Source organism: Micromonospora avicenniae (genome assembly GCF_900156065.1).
Classification (GTDB): domain Bacteria; phylum Actinomycetota; class Actinomycetes; order Mycobacteriales; family Micromonosporaceae; genus Micromonospora; species Micromonospora avicenniae.
Genome location: NZ_FTNF01000010.1, coordinates 59,588 through 82,437, shown reverse-complemented (window position 1 = coordinate 82,437; position 22,850 = coordinate 59,588). Strand labels below are relative to the sequence as shown.

Genomic DNA, 22,850 nt, shown 5'->3' with positions numbered 1-22,850 from the left:
CGGACTGCTAGCAAGGCGTAACCGCCACCATCCACATCGTGAGGGGACGCAGCATGAACTGGACCTTGGAAGTCGTGGTGATCCCGGTGTCCGACGTGGACCGGGCCAAGGCGTTCTACGTCGACCAGCTCGGCTTCAACCTCGACCACGACACCGCCGCCGGCGACCTCGGCCGGGTCGTTCAGCTGACGCCGCCGGGCTCCGGCTGCTCGATCGTGATCGGTACGGGCATCGTTCCGGACATGCCACCCGGGTCGCTCAAGGGGCTGCAACTGGTGGTGAACGACCTCGAGCGGGCCCACGCCGAGCTGGTCGGTCGAGGCGTGCCGGTCAGCGAGATCCAGGTGCTGGGAGAAAGCCCGAGCCCGACCCGGCACCCGCTGGACAACGTCGGCTTCGTCTTCTTCTCCGACCCGGACGGCAATTCGTGGGCCGTCCAGCAGATCTCCACTCGCGCCTGACCCCGCTCGGCGTACCCCGTGTCCGGTCCCGCCGGGATTGCCGTCCCGGTCGCGCGAACTGCTTTCACAGCCGGCGCGGGCCGGTGTCGGGACGGTCGGCGGCGGCGCCGAGGCGTACGGAGGCGTGCAGCACCGAGAGTCCGTCCGGGCGGGCGAGCACCGGGTTCAACGTGAGGGCGCGTACCCGAGGCTGCTCGTCGGCCAGCCGCCCGACACGCAACAGCAGCTCGGCCAGGGCGGACCGGTCCACCGGAACGGCTCCCCGATGACCCCGCAGCAGTGGGGCGGCCCGTGGCTCGTCGACCAGTTCCTCGGCATCGCGATCGGTCAACGGCACCGCCCGCCACGCCCGGTCACCGAGCAGCTCGGTGGCGACACCGCCGACGCCGAAGCCGACCACCGGCCCGAACGCCGGATCCTCCACCAATTCGATCACGCAGGCCACCCCGGGCGGCACCATCGGCTGTACCAGGACGTCCGCACCGAAGAGCACGGACATCTCGGCGTACGCCCGGCGGACCGTGGCCGCGTCGGGTAGGTCGAGCCGTACGGCGCCCAGGTCCAGGCGGTGCCGCAGCCCGTACGCGGCAGCCTTGAGCGCCACCGGGAAGCCGAGCCGGGTCGCCGCGTCGGCGGTCTCGTCCGCCGAACCCGCCGGCACCGAGTCGACCAGGTCGATCCCGTACGCGTTGAGCAGCCCAGCGGTGTCCACACCGTCGGGACGCAGCGCGGCCTGACCGGCCGCCGGGTCGATGCCGGGCAGCTCCGGCAGGGTGCCGGGCGGCCGGCGGAGCCAGTCCGCGTACCGGTGCACCCGGGCCAGCGCCCGGATCGCCTCCTCGACACCGGCGTACGTCGGCAACCCGGCCAGGGACCGCCCGGCCAGGACGGTCACCACTACCGGCTTGGTGGCGCCCAGCGCGGCCGGCAACGCGACGGTGAGGTCGGCCTCCGCGGGCTGACCGGGCAGCGGCGGGGCGAGCATCACCGCGAGCGCGTCCACCCCGTCGTCGGCGTCCGCCGCGGCGAGCGCGTCGGCGAACTCGGCCGCGTCGGCGATCGGCCCGACGTCGCGGGGCCGGCCCTCGGCCAGGGTGAGCCCCTGAGCCGCGCAGGCGCTGGCGGCGAGGCTGCTGAGCGCTGAGGAGTTGCCCACCACGGCCACCCGCGGGCCGGCCGGCAGCGGCTGGTTGGCCAGCAGCACCCCGACGTCCAGCAGCTCGGCGACGGTGTCGACCCGGATCACGCCGGACTGGGCGAAGAGGGCGGCCACCGCCATCTCGTCCGGGCCGGCGGAGCTACCCACTCCGGGCGGTCGGGCCGGCGACGCGAGCGCCACCACCGGCTTCTTCCGCCCGATCCGCCTGGCCAGCCGGGCGAACTTGCGGGGATTGCCGAAGGTCTCCAGGTGCAGCATGACCACGTCCGTGCCGGGGTCGTCCTGCCAGTACTGGAGAAGGTCGTTGCCGGAGACGTCGGCCCGGTTCCCCGCCGAGACGAAGCTGGACAGGCCGAGGCCACGCCGCTCCGCTTCCGCCAGCAACGCCAGCCCGAACGCCCCGGACTGGCTGAAGATCCCGACCCGGCCGGGCGGCGGCAGCGCCGGCGCCAGCATGGCGTTGAGGCGTACCGCCGGGTCGGTGTTCGCCACGCCGAGGCAGTTCGGGCCGATCACCCGCATCCCAGCCGCGTGTGCGGCCCGGACCAGCGTCCGCTGCGCGGCGGCCCCCTCCGCCCCGGCCTCGGCGAACCCGGCCGAGATCACCACCAACCCGTGCACGCCGGCGGCCGCCGCGTCGGCGACCACGGCCGGTGCCGCGTCCGGTGCAACCGCGACCACCGCCAGGTCCAGCGGTACGCCGGCGTCGACCGCGTGCGGATACGCGGGCAGCCCGGCGACGGTCGGGGCGTTCGGATGCACCGGCACGACGTCCCCCGCGAAACCGCCGTCGCGCAGGTGCCCGAGCACGGCCGCGCCCACCCCCTGCCCGGTGGCGCTGGCACCGTAGACGGCGACTCCCCGTGGGGCCAGCAGGCGGGCTATCGAGCGGGCCTCGGTGCGATGTTCCCGGCCACGTTGCACGGCCAGGGTCGCCTCGGTCGGTGCTATCGGGAAGCTCAGATGCACCACTCCGTCGGCGAACTGCCGCTGCACCTGGTAGCCGAAGTCCGAGAAGACCCTCAGCATCGCGCCGTTGGCCGGCAGCACCTCGGCGACGAAGTGCACGATGCCGACCCGGCGGGCCCCGTCGGCCAGGTGCTCCAGCAGCACCGAGCCGATCCCCCGGCCCTGATGGGCGTCCTCCACCACGAAGGCCACCTCGGCCTCGGGGGCCTCCGGCCCGAGCCGCTCGTACCGGCCGACGGCGACGATCCGCCCGCCCGCCAGGACCACGAACGCCTCCCGGTCGTGGTGATCGACGTTGACGAAGCGTCGCAGGTCCCGGTCCGGGATCCGGGGGTACGGCGAGAAGTAGCGCAGGTAGCGGGTGCGCTCCGAGAACCGGCCGTGCATCGCCACGATCTCCGACGCGTCCTCCGGCCGGATCGGTCGCAGTTGGACGGTGGTGCCGTCGCTGAGCAGCACGTCCACCGGTTGGTCCACGGTCGTCACGGGCCGGCGTCCCGGGTCGCTCAGTCGCGCGGGTCGTGCGGGTCGAGCCCGAGCAGCGGGAAGACCGCCTTGCGGGTGGCCGCGATCGCCCGGTCCACCGCGGTCGGCTCGCCGCTGGGCTGCCACGGCTCGTACGAGGGGTCGACGTCGTCGGTCATCCGCAGCGGCACCTCGCTACCGGGACGACGCGCGGCGGCCAGCGCACGCCAGGCCGGCGGGGTCAACGTCGCCGGGTCGAGCGGCTCTCCGGTCGCGATCGCCAGCAGGTGGGTCCAGGCCCGGGGTACTGCCTCGACGAGCGCGTACCCGCCCCCGCCGGTGGCCACCCAGCGGCCCTCGCACAGCTCGTCGGCGAGCGCCCGCAGTGCCAGGTAGGTGACGCGCTGCCCGTCGACGGACAGGTTCAGGTCCGCTAGGGGGTCGAGCCGGTGCCCGTCCGCACCGCACTGGGTGACGAGCACCTGCGGCCGGAAGGCCCGCAGCACCGACGGGACGATCGCGTGGAAGGCGCGCTGCCAGCCTGCGTCGCCGGTACCCGGTGGCAACGCCACGTTGACCGCACTCCCCGCGGCGCCCGGCCCACCGGTCTCGTCCGGGAAGCCGGTGCCCGGGAAGAGGGCGAGCGGGGTCTCGTGCAGGCTGACCGTCAGCACCCGCGGGTCGTCCCAGAAGACGCGCTGCACCCCGTCGCCGTGGTGCACGTCCACGTCCACGTACGCGACCCGCTCGGCGCCGAGGTCGAGCAGGCGCGCGATGGCCACGGCCGGGTCGTTGTAGACGCAGAAGCCCGCGGCCTGGGCCGGCATGGCGTGGTGCAGCCCGCCGGCCACGTTGACCGCCCGGCGCGCCTCGCCCCGCCAGACCGCCTCGGCGGCGGCCACCGTGGCTCCGGCGACCAGGGCGCTCGCCTCGTGCATTCCGTCGAAGATCGGGTTGTCCGAGGTACCCAGCCCGAAGCCCGCGAACAACGGGTCGGCCGGCGCCGCCCGAACCGCCGACAGGTAGCGCCGATCGTGCACCCGGGTCAGGAGCGCGTCGTCGGCCGGCTCCGGCTTGACCAGGCATACCCGGGGCCGGTCCAGAACGCCGAGTTCCCGGGCGAGCGCCACGGTCAGCTCCACCCGGACCGGATCGAGGGGATGGTCACCCATGTCGTAGGCGAGCAGCGACTCGTCCCACACCACCACCGTGTCGTCGGACATGGGCACATCGTCGCACGTGGACCGGCCGGTCGCGGTGGACGCGCTGGTCACGACCCGGGTGTCGGCGTGGTGCCGGTCACGTCCCGTGGCTCAACGTGGCGACGGCCAGGACCGACGGCGGCGCGGCCACGGTCACAGGTCGGCGGCCGCCCCCTGGACGGGTCCCGTGCGGGGATCACGACCCGGTGGCCACCGGCCGGTCCGGGTCCGCGACCCAGTTGCTCCATGAGCCGACGTAGAGCGCGGCGTCGGGCCGGCCCGCGAGGTGCAGGGCGAGCACCGCCTGAGCGGCGGTCACACCCGATCCGCAGTACGCCCCGACCGCCGTGCCGTCGGAGACCCCGGCGGCGGCGAAGCGTTCCCGCAGCGCCTCCGCCGCGGGGAACCGGCCGTCCGTGACGTACTCCGGGGCGGGCAGGTTGACCGCGCCCGGCACGTGCCCGGCCACCGGGTCGATCGGCTCGGTCTCCCCCCGGTAGCGGGGCGCGGCCCGCACGTCGATCAGCACGCCGCCGTCCGCGGCCGCCAGCCGGGCGGCCTCCCCCGCGTCGAGCACGGGCAGCGCACCCGGCCGGACGGACACGTCACCCGGCTCCGGCTCGGGCACGTCGGCGCTGGTGGGCAGGGCGGCGGCCGTCCAGGCCGGGTAACCACCGTGCAGCAGGCGGACCTGCGCGTGCCCAACCCAGCGCAGCGTCCACCAGGCGCGGGCGGCCGCCATGCCCTCGCCGCCGTCGTACACCACGACGGGGTGGCCGGTCCGGACGCCGGCGGCCCGTAGGGCGGCCTGCAACGCCGCGGGATCGGGCAGCGGGTGCCGCCCGGCGGCGCCGGGCGGGCCGCAGAGCTCCGTGTCCAGATCGACGAAGACCGCGCCGGGCAGGTGGCCGACGGTGTAGTCGTCGCGGCCGGGCGGCCCGGTCAGTCGCCAGCGGACGTCGAGCAGGGTGGGCGGGTCGGCGGAGTCGAGCTCGGCGGCGAGTCGGTCGGGCTCGACCAGCAGATCGTCGGTACCGGACATGACGACCAGTCAACACCATTCGGTGAACGGCCTCGCGTTTCGGCCTCGGTCGTCACACGCGCGACGCGGTAACATCGATCACCGGAGGGCCGCTGACGTGAAACACGACCTGGTCGACACGAGCGAGGGTGACGTTACCTCCGGAAAGAGGTGGTAGCGATGGCCAAACACGATCTTGTTGACACCACGGAGATGTACCTGCGCACCATCCTCGAGCTCGAGGAGGAGGGGGTGCCGCCGCTGCGCGCCCGCATCGCCGAACGGCTGAAGCAGAGCGGTCCCACGGTGAGCCAGACGGTCGCACGGATGGAGCGCGACGGCCTGCTGACGGTCGAGGATGACCGCCATCTGTCGCTCACCCTGGAGGGCCGCAACGCCGCTGTCTCCGTCATGCGTAAGCACCGGCTCGCCGAGCTGCTGCTGGTGAACGTGATCGGGATGCCCTACGAGGAGGCCCACGACGAGGCCTGCCGGTGGGAGCACGTGATGAGCGACGCAGTCGAGAAGCGGGTCTACGACCTGCTCAACCGGCCGACCCGCTCGCCGTACGGCAACCCGATCCCCGGCCTCGAGGGACTCGGCTCGCCGGAGCCGGAGGACACCGTCGTCGTCGACGGTGAGCGCAACCTCGCCTTCCCCGGTCTCTCCGGGAAGGTCGTCGTCCGGAGGATCTGCGAGAGCGTGCAGACCAACGCCGACGTGCTCCGCCAACTGCACGCCGCGGGTGTCGACCCCGGTGCCACGGTGACCGTGGCCCAGGAGCGCGACGGCGTGTCCATCGACCGCTCCGGCGATCGGGTCCGACTCCCCGCGAGGTCGCCTCCCGGGTGTTCGTCGCCGCCGCCTGACGCTTCGGGTCCGGGCGCGCCCGGCCATATCCGGGCCGGGCGCTCCGGAACCCTGGTCGCCCGTTTGGGCCGATGAGGGCCGCCCGACCGGCTCGCGGGCGACCGCCGCGGCGAAGATGCCCGGCACCGCCGCTGCGCGGACGCCCGGCCGGACGTGGGGTCGACGCTCGCCCCGCCGGCCGTCGTCACAGGGCCCGGGTGTCGACCTTCTTGGCCAGGGCCGTCAGCTGGACCGCCACCTTCTCCGCAGCCGACTTGGCGGTGCCCTTCTCAGTGGTCCAGCGCAGTACGGCGAGCCTGCCGTCGGCGGAGAGCCAGCCCACCTCGGCGACCGGCCCGTGCCCGTCCGCCGCGCCGACGGTGCGCCGATAGGCCTGCTCGCCCAGCCCGGAGACCTTGCTGGCCGAATCGGGCACCACGTCCGCGACGAAGGTGGCCTTGTCCATCGAGGTCTCCGTCGCCGTCAGCGTCAGCTCCGGCAGAGTCGCCCGGCCGCCCCGGACGACGCAGGTGTGCGTGTCGCCGCGCTCGCTCGCCGCGGCCACGTCGAACCGGACCTTCACGAGCTGCTCGATCACCGCGAAGTCGAGCAGCCGGCACGCGCCGCCGGAGGAGGCGGCTGCCACGTCCACCGCCATCGGCGCCGGGGGTGGCAGCTCCACCGGTTCCCGCTCTGTCGCGCAGCCCGCCGTGGACAGTACGGCCGCGACGACGAGCAAGATCCGGGAACGCACGTGGAACCTCCGCAGTAGTCGACGGGGTCACCCCGCCGGATGTCCGTCGGACACCGTACGGAACGTCCGGGTCGGGCGGAACCCCTCATCCGTCCCGACGTTCCGGCGTCACCTCCGCGTCGCCGGCCGGATCGTCGACGTACGGGCAGTGGCGGCAGCCGCGGCCGCAGCAGGTGCCCCGGCGGGCCAGGAAACCGGCGGTGAGCACGAAGAGACCCGTGTCCGGGTCGAGATAACCGGCTTCCCCCGCGTCGAGCGCGGCGGCGTGTACGGCGAGGATCCGCTCCTGGCCCGGATGGTCGTGCGGCAGCCGGGACGGGTGCGGCTCGGTCAGCGGGCGCGCGGCCAAGGGTCGTCGCTTCCCGGTCACCGCCGCAGTCTAGGCCGTGTCCTGTCGATCATGTCGAGCCGAGGCGGGATCCAGGTGGCGGCCCGGCAAGGCGGAGGTTCGTCCGGATACCGGTGTTGTATCCGGACGAATCGACAACGCAGCCGGTCGTCGGCTGGACCCGACGCAGGCCGGCAATGATCGGCAGGACAGGGCCTCGGGACGGCAGGCCCGGTCAGCGGAACCGGGCCAACGCGACGGCCAGCTCGTTCCCGTCCAGGCCGGCGGCCAGCAGCAGCCGCAACAGCACCCGCGCCTTGTAGGGGTCGAGCAGCCCGCCGTTGAGCAGCCCGCGCCGCTGGAGGTCGGCCTCCGACCCGACCGCCCCGTACGTCTGGCGCAGCACCGATCCGGCGCCGGTACGGGAGGTGAGCAGCACCGGTATCCGTCCGGCCAACTCCCCGAGCAGCGGCGCCAGCGCGGCGGGCACGTGTCCCACGCCGAAACCGGCGACCACCAGCCCGTGGTGCATGTCGGCGACGCCGGTGAGCAGCAGGCCGTCGTCGTCCAGGGTGACCGGGTACAGGGCGACCCGGGTGGCGTCGAGCCGCTCCGGGTCGACCGACGGCAACGGGTCGCGCCGCTGCGGGCGCACGAGCACGCGCACCTCCCCTTCGATCACCTGCCCGATCGGGCCGGCGTTCGGCGAGGCGAAGGTCGCGGTGCTGGTGCTGTGCGTCTTGCGTACCCAGCGGGCCGCGTGCACCTCGTCGTTCACGACCACCAGCACGCCCAGGTCACCGGCCGCCGGTGCGGCGGCGACACGGATCGCCGCCAGCAGGTTCGCCGGGCCGTCCGGGCCGGCCAGCGTGGGATTTCGCATCGCGCCGGTGAACACCAGCGGGGCTGCGTGCGGCCAGACCAGATCTGCCAGGAACGCCGACTCCTCCAGTGTGTCGGTGCCCTGGCTGACCACCACACCGGTCGCCCCGGCGGCGACCGCGGTAGAGGCGACGGCGACCACGTCCAGCAACTGCCGGTAGGTGAGACTCGCACTCGGCACCGCGTGCACGTCCCGGACGTCCAGCCGCACCCCGAGGTCGGCGAGGCCCGGCACGGCCGCCGTCAGGTCAGCGCCGGTGAGCCGGGTGACCACGCCGGGTCGCCCCCGGTCGACCCCGCCCATCGCGATCGTGCCGCCGAGGGTGATGAGAGCGATCGACATCCGTTGGATCTCCGTCCGCCGCCGAGTGAGCCCCGGACCCTACACGTGGCGATATCGGCTGGCGCGGTCGGCCGCAGCGGCGGCAGGCTGGGGCGACCCCATGGTCGTCCACTACCGACGACGCACTTCACAGACAGGCAATCTCTTGAGCCAGCACGTCGCCGACCCGCCCGCGACCGTCCGACCGCCCTCGCTGCTGCGGAGCCGGAACTTCCTGCTGTTGTGGAGCGGACAGACGGTCAGCGAGCTGGGCACCCGGATCGCCGGCGTGGCCGTCCCGCTGCTCGCCGCGGAGACCCTGCACGCCAGCGTCTTCCAGGTCTCGCTGCTCACCTTCCTGGCGTGGCTGCCGTACCTGCTCGTCTCGCTACCGGCGGGGATCCTCGCCGACCGGGTGGACCAGCGCCGCCTGATGATCCTCTGCGACCTCGGCCGCGGCGCGTTGATGCTGTCGCTCCCGGGCGTCGCGCTGCTCGGACAGCTCACCCTCGGTTACCTGTACACGGTGGTGGGGCTGTCCGGTGTGCTCACCGTGCTCTTCACCGTCGCGTACAAGAGCATGCTGCCGGGACTGATTCCGGCGGTGCAGCTGGTCGACGCCAACGCCAAGCTCATCATGAGCCAGGACGCCGCCGAGCTGGTCGGGCCGACGACCAGCGGCGTCCTCATCGGCCTGGTCGGCGCCACCCGGACGTTCCTCAGCAACGGGCTGGCCTTCCTGGTGAGCGCGGTGACCCTGGTGCTGATCCGGCCCACACCGCGGGCGGTGGAGCAGCGCGAGCGGTTGCCGCTGCGGGTGGAGATGACCGACGGGCTGCGGTTCATCCGCAGCCAGCCCATCCTGCTGCGCATCCTGGCCTGCACGACCACCTCGAACTTCTTCGTCATGGCGGCCGGTTCGATCGAGGTGACGTTCATGCTGCGCGAGTTGCACGCCTCGTCGGTGCAGGTCGGACTGGTGTTCTCGGTCAGCGCGATCGGTGGCCTGGTCGTCGGCGCGCTCGCCGGGCGGCTGTCGGCCTGGATCGGGTCGGGCCGGGTCATCTGGGTGGCCATGGCCGCACCCGGCCCGTTCTACCTGCTCATGCCGCTGGCAGGACCGGGCTGGGGGGTGCTCCTCTACGGCGTCGGGCTGGCCGCGTTCTCCGCCAACGCGGTGCTGTACAACGTCGCGTCGACCACCTACCGGCAGCGGATCACCCCGCCGGCGATCCTGGGCCGGGTCAACGCGGCGTTCCTGTGGATCTGCTTCGGGGTGATCCCGCTCGGCGCGCTGGTCGGCGGGGGGCTCGGCACGGCGCTGGGGCTGCGTACGGCGCTCTGGATCTGCGTACTGGGCACGTGGAGCGCATGCCTGTTCGTGGTCCTCTCTCCACTGCGCGGGCTGCGGGACATGCCGGAACCGGCAGTTTCGTCGTAGTCGACGGGCAGACTCGGCGGCGGATGTCCGACAAGGTGGGAGGCGCAGCGATGCGAAGGATCGTCGTGCACATGAGCGTGTCGCTGGACGGCTACTTCGAGGGCCCCGGCGGCGACCTCAGCTGGCACCGGGTCGACGACGAGCTGCACGAGCACTTCAACGCCGAACTCCGCACGATGGGCGCCTTCCTCAACGGCCGGATCGCGTACGAGCTGATGGCCGCGTACTGGCCGACCGCGGACCAGGACCCGGCGAGCCCGCCGGCGGTGCGGGAGTACGCGGGCATCTGGCGCGAGATGCCGAAGATCGTCTACTCGCGCACCTTGGAGCGGGCCGACTGGAACGCCACGGTGGTGCGCGAGGTCGACCCCGACGAGGTGCGCCGGCTCAAGGCCGAGCCGGGCGGTGACCTGGCGCTCGGCGGGGCGGACCTGATGGCCACGTTCATGCGACACGACCTGGTCGACGAGTGGCGGACGTACGTCCACCCGGTGCTGCTGGGCCGGGGCCGCCCGCTCTTTCCCGCCGGGGTCGGGCCCACCGACCTGCGGCTGGTCGAGAGCCGCGTCTTCGGCAACGGGGTGGTCCTGCTGCGCCATCGGCGCTGAGCCCCCGGGCCGCGGGCGGGCTCGACGTCGCGTCAGCCGAACCAGACCATCGACTGGCCGTGCCCACGGGTCCAGGCGAGCGGCCTGCCGTCCAGGCCGAGCACGTTGTGCAGCGCCCGTCCCGGCTGCTCCGGGAGCCCCTCGTACGCCAGCACGTCCGGGGCCTCATTGGAGATCCAGTGCCCGGGCAGCTCGCGTACCAGGTCGACGAAGGCGGCCCGCCGGGGCTGCGGCACCTGGTAGAGCACCGAGGTGTGGAACACCACGAGCGTCGCGTCGGCCGGTGCCTGCGCGGCCAGCGCCGGCAGATCGTCCACCAGGTCACCGCGTACCAGCAGGGGCGGCTCGGCGGCGGCGACTTCAGCGGCGGCCCGCAGCCGCTCCCGGCGGTGGGCGTGCTCCGGCCAGATGAGGGCGTTCAGCCACGCCAGGTCGGCGGTGTCGGTCACGTCGAGCGGATTCAGATCCAGGCCGGCCCGCCACACCACGTCGGGCAGCCGGGTCGGCGGCACCAGAGCATCGGCCGTGCACTCCAGTACCGGTTCGCCCGCGCCGAGCCGCTGGTCGCCGTAGCGGTACGCGTACCGGTCCGGGTAGAGGCACAGCCCGGCGGACGCGCCGACCTCCAGCAACGCGAGCGGCTGCGGCAGCGCGGCAAGCAGCGGAAGCAGCACGGCGCAACGGCCGGCCTCGTTCGTCTGCGTGGCCCGGACCCGCATCTCCGCCTGCACCGCCGGCCAGTGCGTCACCGCGAAGTCGTGGAACGCCGCCGGATCCTCGACCGGGCCGCCGAGCAGTCGTACGACACCGAAGAGCAGGTTCGGCTGCCGCTTCGTCGGGGGAAGCGTGCCGAGCAGGGTGAGCAACTCGTCGTCCCGGGACACCGCGAGCGCCAGGCGTTCGTACGCGGGTGACACCCCGCGCAACTCTCGGGCGGCGAAATCGGCGTAGTCGACGGCGATGGACATGCCCCGATCGTCGCAGCGGGCACCACCGGGCGGGAACCTGCCGGACGTGACGGAGGGCGCAGTGAGTCGAACGGCACACCCCTGCCCGTGGGAACGACGTGGGGAACCGCCACGGGCAACTCGTAGAGTCTGCGACGGCCGTGGAGTCGGAGCGGAGGCTCAGCCCCGGCCCAGGCGCGCAGTGGGGAGGACTGAACGTGCGGGGTGAGGGTGTCCGGGTACTGATCGTCGGCGGCGGTGTCGCCGGGCTGGCGACGGTTGCCGCACTGCGCGAGTGGGGCGCGACGATCGATCTGGTCGAACGGGCCGAGGCTCCCGCCACCTCCGGCACCGGCATCTACCTGACCGGCAACGCGACCCGGACGCTCGACGCGCTGGGGCTGTGGGAGCCGATCGCCGACGTGGCCGTGGAGATCAGGCGGCAGCGCAGCGCGAACCAGCGTGGCCGGCGCCTCTTCGACATCGACGTGGCCGCCCTGTGGCACGGCGTCGGGCCCTGCGTCTCGCTTCCCCGAGCCGAACTGCACCGGGCGTTGCTCGCCGGCATCGGGGACTTTCCGATCCGGTGGGCCCGCCAGCCGGTCGCCCTCGACCAGGAGGGTGACCGGGTGGCCGTCGAATTCGACGACGGAACCGCGGCGTCGTACGACCTGGTGATCGGCGCGGACGGGGTGAACTCGACGGTCCGCCGGCTCGCCTTCGACGGTCAGGTGGCCCGGCCCCTCGGCCAGTACGCGTACCGCTGGATCGCCCCACGGGTCGACGCCGAGCCGGTCTGGTCCGTGTTGTTGGGGCGCGGCATCCAGTTCCTCACGATCCCCGTCTCCGACGATCTGACGTACTGCTACTACAACGACGGCCCGGTCGCCGACCGGCCGGGCTGGCGCGACGAACTGCGGGCGACGTTCGCCGGGCCGGTCGCCACCATGCTCGACGCGCTCGACGCGGACGCCACCACCCTGCACGCCGGCCCGAACCAGGAGGTCGTGCTCGACTCGTGGACGCGCGGCCCGGTACTGCTGGTCGGCGACGCCGCCCACGCCACCTCTCCGAACATGGCGCAGGGCGGCGCGATGTCCCTCGAGGACGCCGTTGTGCTGGCCGACTCGCTCGCGAACGCCGGCAGCATCGCCGAGGCGCTGGGCGGGTACGAGGCACGCCGCCGCCCGCGCACGGACTGGGTGCTCAGTCAGACACATCGCCGGGACAAGGCGAGCGGGTTGCCACCCGTACTGCGTGACACGGTGATGCGCCGCCTCGGCGAGAAGATGTTCCGGTCCAACTACGGACCCCTGTTCGCCCAACCCTGACCACCACTTCGCCGGCCCACAACGTCGAGGGTCCAGTCGACTTCCTCGATGTCGGGTCGTCCTGCCGTGCCGGACTCCACGACCGCACGACCGCCCGGACTCCGAGTCGATACGTGAATACGGCGCTGCCCCGACCCCCTGGCGGGATCGGGGCAGCGCCGCAGGTGTCGTACCTCAGCTGCAGCCGCTGGTGGAACCGCAGCCCTCGCAGACGTAGCAGCTACCGGCGGGGCGCATCTTCGTACCGCAGGTGAAGCAGAGCGGGGCGTCCGCGACCTGGCCAAGCACGGCCTCCAGCAGCTCGGTGCTGGAGCCGACCGACGGCGCCGGCTTCACGGCGGCCACGTCGGCGACCTCCTGCGCCGGCTGGGCGACCGGGCCGGTCTTCGGCTCCTCCACCTTGACCTCGACCGGGGCGGAGGCGGCCATCGCGGTGAGGTCCGCACCGTTCGCCTCCGCCTCCGCCTCGGCCTGGAGCTGGGCGGCCCGCTCCTTGGCGGTGAAAATGCCCAGCTCCGCGCGGCGCTCGTACGGCAGGAAGTCCAGCGCCAGCCGACGGAAGATGTAGTCCATCACCGAGGCGGCCATCCGCACGTCCGGGTCGTCGGTCATGCCGGCCGGCTCGAAGCGCATGTTGGTGAACTTGCTGACGTACGTCTCCAGCGGGACGCCGTACTGGAGACCGATGGAGATGGCCACCGAGAAGGCGTCCATCACGCCGGCCAGGGTCGAGCCCTGCTTCGACATCTTGAGGAAGACCTCGCCCAGGCCGTCGTCCGGGTACGACGAGGCGGTGAGGTAGCCCTCGGCCCCGCCGACCGAGAAGGAGATCGTCTCCGACGGGCGCTTCTTCGGCAGCCGCTTGCGCACCGGCCGGTACTCGACGACCTTCTCCACGACCTTCTCCACCTCGGCCGGAGCCTCGACGGTGGCCTTGTTCGGCTTCGCCGCGGAGAGCGGCTGGCCGACCTTGCAGTTGTCCCGGTAGATCGCGAGCGCCTTGAGGCCGAGCTTCCAGCCCTCGAAGTAGATCTTCTCGACGTCCTCGACGGTGGCCTGCTCCGGCATGTTGACCGTCTTTGAGATGGCCCCGGAGATGAACGGCTGGACGGCCGCCATCATTCGCACGTGCCCCATCGGGGCGATGGACCGCTCGCCCATCGCGCAGTCGAAGACCGCGTAGTGCTCCGGCTTCAGGCCGGGGGCGTCCACCACGTGCCCGTGGTCGGCGATGTGCTCGACGATCGCCTCGACCTGCTCCTCCGGGTAGCCGAGGCTGCGCAGGGCCCGCGGCACCGTCTGGTTGACGATCTGCATCGAGCCGCCGCCGACCAGCTTCTTGAACTTGACGAGCGCCAGGTCCGGCTCGACGCCGGTGGTGTCGCAGTCCATCATCAGGCCGATGGTGCCGGTGGGCGCGAGCACGCTGGCCTGCGAGTTCCGCCAGCCGAACTTGTCGCCGATCTTGTTGCCCAGGGTCCACTGCTTGGTGGCCTCCCGCTGGATGGCGGTGGCCACGGTGCCGGCCGGCTTGATCTCGTCGTTGGCGGCGGCGTGCTTGCGCATGACCCGCTTGTGCGGCTCGGCGTTGCGGGCGTAGCCGTCGTACGCGCCGACGATGCCGGCCAGTTCGGCCGACCGGCGGTACGCGGTGCCGGTCATCAGCGAGGTGATCGCGGCGGCGACCGAACGACCCTGCTCCGAGTCGTAGGGCAGGCCGGACGCCATCAGCAGCGCGCCGAGGTTGGCGTAGCCGATGCCCAGCTGCCGGTAGGCACGGGTGGTCTCACCGATCTTCTCGGTCGGGAAGTCGGCGAAGCAGATCGAGATGTCCATCGCGGTGATGACGAACTCGACCGACTTGACGAACTTCTCCACCTCGAAGCCACCGTCGGCGCGGAGGAACTTCATCAGGTTCAGCGAGGCCAGGTTGCACGAGGAGTTGTCCAGGTGCAGGTACTCCGAGCACGGGTTCGACGCGGTGATCCGCCCGGTCTCCGGGCAGGTGTGCCAGTCGTTGATGGTGTCGTCGTACTGCAGGCCGGGGTCGGCGCACTCCCACGCCGCCTGGGAGATGGTGCGGAACAGCTTCTTCGCGTTGATCGACTCGATCACCGCGCCGTCCAGCCGTCCGCGCAGGTCGAAGCTGCCGTCCTTCTCCACCGCGGTCATGAACTCGTCGGAGACCCGAACCGAGTTGTTGGCGTTCTGGTACTGGACGCTGACGATGTCGGCGCCGCCCAGGTCCATGTCGAATCCGGCGTCCCGCAGGGCGCGGATCTTGTCCTCCTCGCGCGCCTTGGTGACCACGAACTCCTCGATGTCGGGGTGATCGACGTCGAGGATGACCATCTTGGCCGCACGCCGGGTGGCGCCGCCGGACTTGATGGTGCCGGCCGAGGCGTCCGCGCCCCGCATGAAGCTCACCGGGCCGGAGGCGGTGCCACCGGAGGAGAGCAGCTCCTTGGAGGAACGGATCCGGGACAGGTTCACGCCGGAGCCGGAGCCGCCCTTGAAGATCAGGCCCTCCTCCTTGTACCAGTCGAGGATCGAGTCCATCGAGTCGTCGACGGCGAGGATGAAGCACGCGCTGACCTGCTGCGGCGACGGCGTGCCGACGTTGAACCACACCGGCGAGTTGAAGCTGAACACCTGGTGCAGCAGCATCCAGGTCAACTCGTGCGCGAAGATCTCGGCGTCCGCCGGGCTGGCGAAGTAGCCGTACTCCTCGCCGGCCGTCCGGTAGGTGGTGACCACCCGGTCGATCAGCTGCTTGAGGGACCACTCCCGCTCCGGGGTCCCCACCGCTCCCCGGAAGTACTTGGTGGTCACGATGTTCGCCGCGTTGACGCTCCACGACTCGGGGTACTCCACCCCGCGCTGCTCGAAGTTGATCGAGCCGTCCCGCCAGTTCGTCATCACGACGTCCCGGCGCTCCCACGTGACCTCGTCGTACGGGTGGACCCCCTCCGTCGTCCAGACCCGCTCGATCTTCAGGCCTGCGCCTGACTTGCTTCGCGACCTGCTCGTCGTCACGCCGTCGCCCCCCTGTCTGCGCGGTCACCCACCGCGCGTCCCGATACCGTTAGGAAAAACTCGAAAAGTCAGTTGGGCCGGCCCGCGGCCTCGACCGCGTCGGCCCCGCCGTTGTCCCGGGCGCGCGCCGCGGCCCGCAACGACTCGATCTCGCGCTCGAAGTCGGCCAGCGAGTCGAAGGACCGGTAGACGCTGGCGAACCTCATGTACGCCACCTCGTCGAGGTCCCGCAGCGGGCCCAGGATCGCCAGCCCGACCTCGTGGCTGGGGATCTCGGCGGCGCCCTTGGCGCGGACCGTCTCCTCCACCCGCTGGGCGAGCAGTGCGATCGAGTCATCGTCGACCGGCCGGCCCTGGCACGCCTTGCGTACCCCGCCGATGATCTTCGTCCGGCTGAACGGCTCGGTCACCCCACTGCGCTTGACCACCGCGAGGACGGCCTCCTCGACAGTGGTGAACCGCTTGCCGCACTCCGGGCAGGCGCGTCGCCGCCGGATGAGCTGGCCGTCGTCGGCCTCCCGCGAGTCGACCACTCGTGAGTCGGCGTGCCGGCAGTACGGACACCGCATCGCTGACCTCCTTGATCGACCACTGCCGCACCGGGCACTCCCGGGCACGGCGCACCGCGGCGGCGCCATCGCTCGATGGCCGCTCGCCGTGACACTGTACGGGAGTGCGGTCGGTAGTCGGACCCAACCTATGGGCAACTTACGCCCGTGTGACTACTACATCTAGGGGTCGACCGTATGTCGCCAGCAGACCCGGGTCAAGTTGACGGCGTGTCCCGCGTGTCACTCCACACCCACGGCACCCCTGCCGGCACGACCCGCCGACCGGGGCCCGCCCGAACGGCTGACCCGCAGCGCGACACCGCCCGCCCGAGCTGCCGGTGAGCCCAACGGGCAGGACCGCGCGGAGTTACCGCCGGCCGGCGAGGATTCCACCAGCCCGACCGGCACAATTCGAACAGACGTGCCAACCGAAGTAACATTTATCAGAACGCCAGTACGAAAGAAGCGCTTTTCATCGCGACACGCCGGTGACAGGTCGTACAGATGTTTGAAAATGGCCGATCTCACCTATACGGTCATGACCAACCGGTCGCGGCGAGTTCCGCCGCACCAGCACGCACACCGGCATCACCACATGCATCACGGGGCGCCGGGGGCACCCAGCGCCGACAGGGAGGACGGACGTGACCGAGGACCGGGCCAGCCGGCCGAAGAACCCGCAGCAGGTCGCCGAGGCGGGTCCGCCGGCCACTCGGCGCCGGGGCGCCGCGCGTAGCCGGACGGGGCAACCCACCCTGCGGCCTGTCACCCCGGTGGTCAGCAGCTTCCCCGAGCCGGCCACGGTCGACCTGACGGCCCGGCAGCGGCGGATCCTCGAATTCATCCGCACCTGGGTCGAGCGGCACGGCTACCCGCCCAGCGTCCGGGAGATCGGCGAGGCGGTCGGGCTGGTGTCGCCCTCCAGCGTGGCCTACCAACTGAAGGAGCTGGAGAAGAAGGGCTTCCTGCGCCGCGACCCCAACCGTCCGCGTGCCGTGGACGTCCGCTCCCCCAGCGACGCGTTGGACGACGAACTGACCCGCTCGCAACGCCCAACTCCGGCGTACGTGCCGATGCTGGGCCGCATCGCCGCCGGTGGTCCGATCCTCGCCGAGCAGGCGGTGGAGGACGTCTTCCCCCTCCCCCGCGAGCTGGTGGGCGAGGGTGAGGTGTTCATGCTCCAGGTCAAGGGCGATTCGATGCTCGACGCGGCGATCTGCGACGGCGACTGGGTGGTGGTGCGGCAGCAGCCCACCGCCGAGTCAGGTGACATCGTCGCGGCCATGCTCGACGGCGAGGCGACCGTCAAGACCTACCGGCGTCGCGACGGGCACGTGTGGCTGATGCCGCAGAACCCGGCGTTCGACCCGATTCCCGGCGACGACGCCACCATCATGGGCCGCGTCGTAGCGGTGCTACGACGCATCTGACAGGTGTCGGGCATCCCGGTCGACCAGCCAACGTGACAGCCGGCTGACCAACGCACCGCTGGTCGGCGGCCCTGGACCTCTCTCCAGCGCCGGCACAGCCGCACCGAGGCGGTTGTGCCGGCGCGGAACAGGCACCCCAGCGCCACGCCGAGGCGCGACGGGAGCCGAGATGATCAGTAGCGGTCGCCGCGGTACCGGTCGCGGCCGCCGGGGTACTGGCCGTACGGGTCGACGTCCTCCTGGCGTCGACGACCGCCACGCTGGCCCTGGTAATCCGGGTCGGGTCCGCCACGCCGGGGCGGTTCCGCACGGCCGCCACCGCCGCCGTACACGCCACCGCCGCCGGGTTGCCCGCCGCCGTAGGAGCCACCACCGGGCTGACCGCCACCGTAGGAGCCACCGGCGGGCTGACCGCCGCGCGGCCGTCCACCACCCGGGGGCCGGCCGCCACCGTAGACGCCGCCGCCCGGGCGGGGGTCGCCGGCACCGTTCGGACGGGCACCCCCGTAGACCCCGCCCGCACCGCCGGCCGGACGACCGCCGCCGTAGCCGCCACCGCCGGCCGGTGCCGCACCACCCCGACTCGGGCCACCGCCGTAGACCCCGCCACCACCTGGGCCGGCATCGCGACCCGGAGCTCCGCCGTAGACGCCGCCACCACCCGGTCCGGGGCCCGCGAAACCCTCATCCGTACGGCCGCCGGGCGAGTCGTCGCCGCGGCCACCGGGAGAGCGGTCCCCGCCGCTCGCCTTGCGCTTTCGTGACTGGAGAATGCCGAAGATTCCGACACCGACCAGCAGCACGCCCACCACGCCTACCGCAGCGACCAGGTAGGTGATGTCCTGAATGCTCAGACCGTCGAACCATGAGCGGTTCGCGGCCGGGTTGGCGTCGACGCCCGCGGCGACCGGGTCGGCCCCCTTGGTGGAGGGGGTGTAGCTCAGGATCTCGACCTTGGCCTCGTCGTCGCCGAGCTTCCCGACGTCCGAGACCGTGAGGAAGCTCTTCCCGTCCGGCGAGTAGGTGATCGCCTCACCGAACGGATCGGTCAACGGCGTCACCCGGGGCTTGCCGCCCGTGAGCGCCTTGACGATGTCGCCGTCCGTGACGTCGTACTCGAAGGCATCGGCGTACGTCCGCAGCACCACCTTGCCGCCGTCCGGCGAACGGGCCGCACCGGTGATCGCGACGCGGCCCATGACCGCGAGCGGATTCTCCGTCTGCGTCATCGGCAGCTTGAGCGAGCCGACCTTCTCCATGGCGACCGGCTCGTCGTCTCCGCTGGTGAGCGCCGCCGCCGGTCGGTAGATATCGGCCGCGCCCGACGTGACCTTCGTGATGATCAACGGCAGCTTGTCGTCGCCGACCAGGAGCGCCTCCGCGTCGTGCGGCTTCCCCTCCGGGTAGGAGAGGCGATGCAGGGTCGGCTTCTTGGAGCCGCTGACCGGCATCGTCCAGACCGCCACGTGCTTGCGTCGCTCCCCGATGGGTTCGTCGCCGGTGTCGGCGATCCAGACCGTCTTCTTGTCCGGGGAGAGCGCCACGTCCTCCGTGTCGACCGGGCCGTCGCCCGGGTACGAAACCTCCTTGGAGATCTTGCACTTGCTGTCCAGGAGGTAGACGCGCCTACGCGACTCGATATCGGAGTCGTCGTTGATGACGACGAAGCCAGTGCTCGCCGCGGCCAGACCGGAGAGCTGACGCGGCCGCTCGTCGGTGATCGTGCACCGCTTCTTGCCCGGAACGGGCGCGGTGGCAGACGAGGCGGCGGGAGCCGCCAGCGCGACTCCGGTGAACGCCACGGTCGCCCCGATGAGTCCGAGGGCGACCGTGACCGAGGAAACAGCGCGGCGCATTGCGCAAGTGTCGCATGCCCCGGTTTCGGTCGGGTGACGCCGGCGAGGCGTCTAGCGGCGCGCCGCGGCCGTCCGCTCCTCGTACGGAGCAAGCTCCGCGGCGAGCGCCTGATTGACCCGGACATGCACGCGGGTGCCTTCCGGCAGGTGCGCCGTGCTGAGCACCTCGCCCGTGCGGTGCACCCGGGCGACCAGGTCGCCCCGGTCGTACGGCAGGACCGCGCAGACCTCCACCGCCGGCCGCGGCAGCCGGCCCTCGATGGCGCCGCGCAGATCGTCGACGCCGCGCCCCGAATGCGCGGACACGAAGATCGCCTCCGGCCAGAGACGCTTGAGCCGCAGCAGGGTCTCCTCGTCCGCGGCGTCGGTCTTGTTGACCACCAGCAGCTCGGGCAGCCGGTCGGCACCCACCTCGGCGAGCACCTCGCGCACCGCCCGGACCTGCTCCTCCGGATCCGGATGGGCGCCGTCGACGACGTGCACCACCAGGTCGGCGTCGGCGACCTCCTCCAGCGTCGAGCGGAACGCCTCGACGATCTGGTGCGGCAGGTGCCGGACGAAGCCCACCGTGTCGGAGAGGGTGTAGACCCGCCCGTCGGAGGTGGTGGCCTTGCGGATGGTCGGGTCCAGGGTGGCGAAGAGGGCGTTCTCCACCAGCACGCCCGCCCCGGTCAGGCGGTTGAGCAGGCTCGACTTGCCGGCGTTCGTGTAGCCGGCGATCGCCACGGCGGGCACGGCGTTCCGAGTGCGGCGGGCGCGCTTGGTCTGGCGTACCGTCCGCATGCTCTTGATCTCGCGGCGCAGCCGAGCGATCCGAGTGCGGATGCGGCGCCGGTCGGTCTCCAGCTTCGTCTCACCGGGACCGCGCAGACCCACGCCACCACCGGCGCCACCGCCGCGGGCGCTACCACCCGTCTGCCGGGAGAGCGTCTCACCCCAACCGCGCAGGCGGGGCAGCAGGTATTCCAGCTGGGCCAGCTCGACCTGCGCCTTACCCTCCTTGCTCTTCGCGTGCTGGGCGAAGATGTCGAGGATGAGAGCGGTCCGGTCGACCACCTTGACCTTGGTGCGCTGCTCGAGATTACGCAGCTGGGACGGGGAGAGCTCGCCGTCGCAGATGACGGTGTCCGCGCCGGAGGCGAGCACCACGGAACCCAGGTCGTCGACCTTGCCGCGGCCGATGTACGTCGCCGGGTCGGGCCGGTTGCGGCGCTGGATCAGCCCCTCGAGCACCTGCGAGCCGGCGGTCTCGGCCAGCGCGGCCAGCTCGGTGAGGGAGTTCTCGGCGTCGCTCTGCGTGCCTTCGGTCCAGACCCCGACCAGCACCACCCGTTCCAGGCGGAGCTGCCGGTACTCGACCTCGGTGATGTCGGTGAGCTCGGTGGAGAGGCCGGGGACCCGCCGCAGCGCCTGCCGCTCTGACAGCTCGAGCTCGCCGGTGGTGGCGTCGAGCTCCTCGTCCTCGAATGGGACGACGACGGTGTCCTGGTCGCGCAAACCGATCTCCTGTCCGTTCTGCCGGGTGGAAAGCAATCCTGACATGTGGCAACGCCGCATGCACCTGCTATATGCCCGCATGGTCGGTTCCTAGGCGCGCGGAAGTCGCCGAAGTCCCGTGGCCGCGTCACGCGACCGCGACCCCGCACCCGGCCGTACGTGGAACGCGGACGGTGGCCGTACCCACCGGTAGTGGGGCCGGATGCCGAGCGACCTCGGTGGGCGGGTAGAAATGCGAGTCGAGCCGCTCAGCGTTGACGGAGGAAACACCTGTGGCCATCACCCGACTCCCGAGTGCCGGATTCTCCATCACGATCCGGATCGCCGTACCGGCGGACGCCTCGTCGATCGGGCGGCTGACCACCTCCGTCGGAGAGGCCGGGGCGATCGTCACCGCGCTGGACGTGGTCGACTCCGACCCCACCCACGTGCTCGTCGACCTCACCTGCGACACCGCCGACGCCAGCCACGCCGACCAGGTCGTCCAGGCGATCTCCGCGCTCGACGGGGTCGACGTCCGGAAGGTGTCCGACCGGACGTTCCTGCTGCACCTGGGTGGCAAGATCGAGGTCAGCTCGAAGGTCGCCCTGCGGACCCGTGACGAGCTGTCCCGCGCGTACACCCCGGGCGTGGCCCGGGTCTGCATGGCCATCGCGGAGAACCCGGCGGACGCCCGGCGGTTGACCATCAAGCGCAACACCGTCGCCGTGGTCAGCGACGGCTCGGCCGTCCTCGGCCTGGGCAACCTCGGACCCGCCGCCGCGCTCCCGGTGATGGAGGGCAAGGCGGCGCTGTTCAAGCGGTTCGGCGGCGTGGACGCCTGGCCGGTGGTGCTCGACACCCAGGACACGGACGAGATCGTCGCCATCGTGAAGGCGATCGCGCCCGCGTACGGCGGCATCAACCTGGAGGACATCGCGGCGCCGCGCTGCTTCGAGATCGAGGCCCGGCTGCGTGACGCGCTGGACATCCCGGTCTTCCACGACGACCAGCACGGCACCGCCATCTGCGTGCTGGCCGCACTCACCAACGCGCTGCGCGTCGTCGGCAAGCAGCTCGAGGACGTCCGGGTGGTCGTCTCCGGAGCCGGTGCCGCCGGCACCGCGATCATGAAGCTGCTGCTGCGCCAGGGCGTGGGCGACATCATCGCGTACGACCGGCAGGGCGCCCTGCACCGCGGCCAGACCGACCTGAACTCGGCCTGGCAGTGGCTGGCCGAGAACACCAACAAGGACAACTACTCAGGCGACCTGCGCGGGGCGATCCGTGACGCCGACGTCTTCATCGGGGTCAGCGCGCCGAACCTGCTCACCGGCGAGGACATCGCCACCATGGCGAAGGACTCGATCGTGTTCGCGCTGGCCAACCCCGACCCGGAGGTGGACCCGCGGGAGGCGCGCAAGCACGCCGCGATCGTCGCCACCGGCCGGTCGGACCAGCCCAACCAGATCAACAACGTGCTGGCCTTCCCCGGCGTCTTCCGCGGCATGCTCGACGCGCACGCCGAGGAGTTCACCGAGGAGATGGCGATCGCGGCCGCGCACGCCATCGCGGACGTCGTCGGCGAAGACAAGATCAACCCGACGGTGATCGTGCCGAGCGTCTTCGACTCCCGGGTCGCCCCGGCCGTGGCCGCCGCCGTGCGCGCCGCCGCGCACAGCCCGGCCCCCGCGCCGGCCGCCGACCCCGGTCCGGCCGACCTTCCGGAGATCGCCGCCGAGGCCTCCGCCAACCCGTGACG

Annotated in this window: 17 protein-coding genes and 1 pseudogene; 7 read left to right on the top strand and 11 right to left on the bottom strand. The window is 72.0% G+C overall.

The genetic code is table 11. The annotated features are described in order from the left end of the window. Positions 1-53 precede the first annotated feature (53 nt). Positions 54-461, top strand: a complete 408-nt coding sequence (locus BXA10_RS16905; RefSeq protein WP_076471351.1) for a VOC family protein — start codon at positions 54-56, stop codon at positions 459-461. A 64-nt stretch (positions 462-525) separates the two neighbouring features. Here BXA10_RS16905 and BXA10_RS16900 read toward each other — a convergent pair whose 3' ends face one another. From BXA10_RS16900 to BXA10_RS16890, 3 genes are all read right to left on the bottom strand, one after another. After that, complete coding sequence (locus BXA10_RS16900; protein WP_076471350.1) at positions 526-3,075, bottom strand: bifunctional acetate--CoA ligase family protein/GNAT family N-acetyltransferase; 2,550 nt, start codon at positions 3,073-3,075, stop codon at positions 526-528. Positions 3,076-3,095: 20 nt separating this feature from the next. Further along, a complete protein-coding gene (locus BXA10_RS16895) occupies positions 3,096-4,277 on the bottom strand; it encodes an acetoin utilization protein AcuC (protein WP_076471349.1) in 1,182 nt (393 codons plus the stop codon). A 175-nt stretch (positions 4,278-4,452) separates the two neighbouring features. Next, a complete protein-coding gene (locus BXA10_RS16890; RefSeq protein ID WP_076471348.1) occupies positions 4,453-5,298 on the bottom strand; it encodes a sulfurtransferase in 846 nt (281 codons plus the stop codon). Positions 5,299-5,457: 159 nt separating this feature from the next. On the opposite strand from BXA10_RS16890, the pseudogene BXA10_RS16885 reads away from it, so the two are divergent. Next, a pseudogene (locus BXA10_RS16885) lies at positions 5,458-6,146 on the top strand (iron-dependent transcriptional repressor DtxR). A 185-nt stretch (positions 6,147-6,331) separates the two neighbouring features. Here BXA10_RS16885 and BXA10_RS16880 read toward each other — a convergent pair. From BXA10_RS16880 to BXA10_RS16870, 3 genes are all read right to left on the bottom strand, one after another. Next, positions 6,332-6,880, bottom strand: coding sequence for a hypothetical protein (locus BXA10_RS16880; protein WP_076471347.1), 549 nt, complete (start codon positions 6,878-6,880; stop codon positions 6,332-6,334). Positions 6,881-6,965: 85 nt separating this feature from the next. Further along, positions 6,966-7,250 (bottom strand): C1orf53 family protein, encoded by a 285-nt coding sequence (locus BXA10_RS16875; protein ID WP_076471346.1) that lies wholly within the window; start codon positions 7,248-7,250, stop codon positions 6,966-6,968. A gap of 193 nt (positions 7,251-7,443) precedes the next feature. Beyond that, entirely contained in the window at positions 7,444-8,433 is a 990-nt protein-coding gene (locus BXA10_RS16870) for an asparaginase (protein WP_076471345.1), read from the bottom strand. A 145-nt stretch (positions 8,434-8,578) separates the two neighbouring features. Between BXA10_RS16870 and BXA10_RS16865 the strand changes: the two genes are divergently transcribed. Both BXA10_RS16865 and BXA10_RS16860 read left to right on the top strand, forming a co-directional pair. Beyond that, positions 8,579-9,853, top strand: coding sequence for an MFS transporter (locus BXA10_RS16865; RefSeq protein ID WP_076471344.1), 1,275 nt, complete (start codon positions 8,579-8,581; stop codon positions 9,851-9,853). A gap of 50 nt (positions 9,854-9,903) precedes the next feature. Beyond that, complete coding sequence (locus BXA10_RS16860; protein ID WP_076471483.1) at positions 9,904-10,461, top strand: dihydrofolate reductase family protein; 558 nt, start codon at positions 9,904-9,906, stop codon at positions 10,459-10,461. A 32-nt stretch (positions 10,462-10,493) separates the two neighbouring features. Here the strand turns inward: BXA10_RS16860 and BXA10_RS16855 are convergent, their stop codons facing one another. Continuing rightward, the gene (locus BXA10_RS16855; protein WP_076471343.1) at positions 10,494-11,429 is read right to left on the bottom strand and encodes a DUF2332 domain-containing protein; all 936 of its coding nucleotides are present in this window, start codon (positions 11,427-11,429) and stop codon (positions 10,494-10,496) included. Between the two features lie 197 nt (positions 11,430-11,626). Here BXA10_RS16855 and BXA10_RS16850 point away from each other — a divergent pair, with 197 nt between their 5' ends. Then, positions 11,627-12,739 carry an FAD-dependent monooxygenase gene (locus tag BXA10_RS16850; RefSeq protein ID WP_076471342.1) on the top strand — a complete coding sequence of 371 codons (1,113 nt, stop codon included), beginning with the start codon at positions 11,627-11,629 and terminating at the stop codon, positions 12,737-12,739. 174 nt (positions 12,740-12,913) lie between these two features. Here BXA10_RS16850 and BXA10_RS16845 read toward each other — a convergent pair whose 3' ends face one another. Both BXA10_RS16845 and nrdR read right to left on the bottom strand, forming a co-directional pair. After that, the gene (locus tag BXA10_RS16845) at positions 12,914-15,775 is read right to left on the bottom strand and encodes a vitamin B12-dependent ribonucleotide reductase (RefSeq protein WP_076471341.1); all 2,862 of its coding nucleotides are present in this window, start codon (positions 15,773-15,775) and stop codon (positions 12,914-12,916) included. Between the two features lie 68 nt (positions 15,776-15,843). Next, positions 15,844-16,344: a transcriptional regulator NrdR gene (gene nrdR / locus BXA10_RS16840; RefSeq protein WP_076471340.1), complete on the bottom strand. Its 501-nt coding sequence runs from the start codon at positions 16,342-16,344 to the stop codon at positions 15,844-15,846. Between the two features lie 626 nt (positions 16,345-16,970). Here nrdR and lexA point away from each other — a divergent pair. Next, on the top strand, positions 16,971-17,756 hold the full coding sequence (gene lexA, locus BXA10_RS16835) for a transcriptional repressor LexA (RefSeq protein WP_076471339.1): 786 nt from the start codon (positions 16,971-16,973) through the stop codon (positions 17,754-17,756). 173 nt (positions 17,757-17,929) lie between these two features. Here the strand turns inward: lexA and BXA10_RS31535 are convergent, their stop codons facing one another. Together BXA10_RS31535 and hflX are read right to left on the bottom strand one after the other, a co-directional pair. After that, complete coding sequence (locus tag BXA10_RS31535) at positions 17,930-19,612, bottom strand: hypothetical protein (RefSeq protein ID WP_076471338.1); 1,683 nt, start codon at positions 19,610-19,612, stop codon at positions 17,930-17,932. Positions 19,613-19,663: 51 nt separating this feature from the next. After that, positions 19,664-21,169, bottom strand: coding sequence for a GTPase HflX (gene hflX / locus BXA10_RS16825; protein WP_425436077.1), 1,506 nt, complete (start codon positions 21,167-21,169; stop codon positions 19,664-19,666). 212 nt (positions 21,170-21,381) lie between these two features. Here hflX and BXA10_RS16820 point away from each other — a divergent pair, with 212 nt between their 5' ends. Then, positions 21,382-22,848: an NAD-dependent malic enzyme gene (locus BXA10_RS16820; RefSeq protein ID WP_076471337.1), complete on the top strand. Its 1,467-nt coding sequence runs from the start codon at positions 21,382-21,384 to the stop codon at positions 22,846-22,848. Positions 22,849-22,850: the final 2 nt, after the last annotated feature.

Coding starts and splice junctions, on each gene's coding strand:
- BXA10_RS16895 (WP_076471349.1), bottom strand. CDS start 4,277: ATGTCCGACGACACGGTGGTGGTGTGGGACGAGTCGCTGCTCGCCTAC.
- BXA10_RS16905 (WP_076471351.1), top strand. CDS start 54: ATGAACTGGACCTTGGAAGTCGTGGTGATCCCGGTGTCCGACGTGGAC.
- BXA10_RS31535 (WP_076471338.1), bottom strand. CDS start 19,612: ATGCGCCGCGCTGTTTCCTCGGTCACGGTCGCCCTCGGACTCATCGGG.
- BXA10_RS16890 (WP_076471348.1), bottom strand. CDS start 5,298: ATGTCCGGTACCGACGATCTGCTGGTCGAGCCCGACCGACTCGCCGCC.
- BXA10_RS16870 (WP_076471345.1), bottom strand. CDS start 8,433: ATGTCGATCGCTCTCATCACCCTCGGCGGCACGATCGCGATGGGCGGG.
- hflX (WP_425436077.1), bottom strand. CDS start 21,169: ATGCGGCGTTGCCACATGTCAGGATTGCTTTCCACCCGGCAGAACGGA.
- nrdR (WP_076471340.1), bottom strand. CDS start 16,344: ATGCGGTGTCCGTACTGCCGGCACGCCGACTCACGAGTGGTCGACTCG.
- BXA10_RS16860 (WP_076471483.1), top strand. CDS start 9,904: ATGCGAAGGATCGTCGTGCACATGAGCGTGTCGCTGGACGGCTACTTC.
- BXA10_RS16855 (WP_076471343.1), bottom strand. CDS start 11,429: ATGTCCATCGCCGTCGACTACGCCGATTTCGCCGCCCGAGAGTTGCGC.